Origin of the sequence: Vibrio sp. 1874 (assembly GCF_033344395.1) — a bacterium.
Taxonomy (GTDB): domain Bacteria; phylum Pseudomonadota; class Gammaproteobacteria; order Enterobacterales; family Vibrionaceae; genus Vibrio; species Vibrio alginolyticus.
The window spans coordinates 1-1,108 of sequence record NZ_JAWPOR010000154.1 but is presented as its reverse complement, the minus strand read 5'-3'; the positions used below and the strand labels follow the sequence as shown (position 1 = coordinate 1,108).

The window sequence follows — 1,108 nt, the reverse complement described above, 5'->3', positions numbered from 1 at the left end:
CTGGTAAAGCGTCTTCTCCAACGCCATGGCCACCGCCGCTCGACTCGGAAGACCTATGTCGTCTTCTTGCTCGATACCCAACATTTCTGCATGGCTGGAGCCTTCTGCATGTCGGAAACAGCCGTCGTACTCAAAAAGAAAGGAGGCCAAACCTCCTCTCAGCTTTGCTTTGAACCGGGTGTTGGCCGCGTTCTCTGGCGCTGGTGCCAGCTCGGACACTTCAAGCCCTAAATTTGCGGCCAACTTCCGCAGGTCTTCCTCTCCAATTCGGCATCCAGGCTGCATAACCTGCGCCAGAGCAGATTCATCAGCACATCCGCGTTCTTTCAGCTCAGCCAAGAGGTAGGGAACTCGTACTACCCCCATAAGCTCAAGCTCCCTGAATCGCGTGGACCACCAGCTCACAGAGTTTCCCGTACACAGGAGCAAGGCAGAGTGAAGCCATCACCATGCCAAAGGCTTTCGATGGAGCCTCTTTGGCGAACTTGGTCAACCACGGCATCATGCCGCACAGAGCAGCAACCATAGCGCCAGCCACCCCCAGGGAAGGGAATGCCATCACTTGGGCCAGAATGAAGAAACACTGGGCGTATGCCGCATGGGTCATCGCCTTCTTATCTGCTGCCGTGAACTCCACGGCATCTACGCTTTTGACTTTTTCCATCACATTGTCCTCATGCAACATCAGGTTTTCCGAAAAATTTCTCATACACTTCGAGGTCGAAGGCCAGCATGGTCTTTGCCGCCTTTTCACTAAGCTGGTGGAGGCTAAGCATCTGAACCTTGTCAGTGCCGGTCACTTGCAGATCCACTGCGAACCACGTCCCACCTTTGGTTACGGCCAGAACTTGCACCGCCCAGGGCTTATCCAGTCGTTCGGGCGGAGTGATCATGTTCGACACTTTGGCGACCGTCGCGGTTGAACCTACCCAGTGCTTGTCGAACGCAATGACGTTCAACGCTTCAAACGCATCCTTCGCAGCTTTAAACCGGCTCCGGACAGCATCTTGTTGCTTCCAAGCCATGAACTGGAGAAGGGTCATTCCACCAGCCATAAGGGTGAGAAAACTCAAGCCATTGGCGGCAGCTACGACCGTCGCTACCAAGG

Annotated in this window: 2 protein-coding genes; both read right to left on the bottom strand. The window is 54.7% G+C overall.

The features are described 5' to 3' along the window. Positions 1-370 precede the first annotated feature (370 nt). Positions 371-664 carry a hypothetical protein gene (locus R8N46_RS25275; RefSeq protein ID WP_001370730.1) on the bottom strand — a complete coding sequence of 98 codons (294 nt, stop codon included), beginning with the start codon at positions 662-664 and terminating at the stop codon, positions 371-373. A 10-nt stretch (positions 665-674) separates the two neighbouring features. Then, entirely contained in the window at positions 675-1,106 is a 432-nt protein-coding gene (locus R8N46_RS25270; RefSeq protein ID WP_318189785.1) for a hypothetical protein, read from the bottom strand. Positions 1,107-1,108 lie beyond the last annotated feature (2 nt).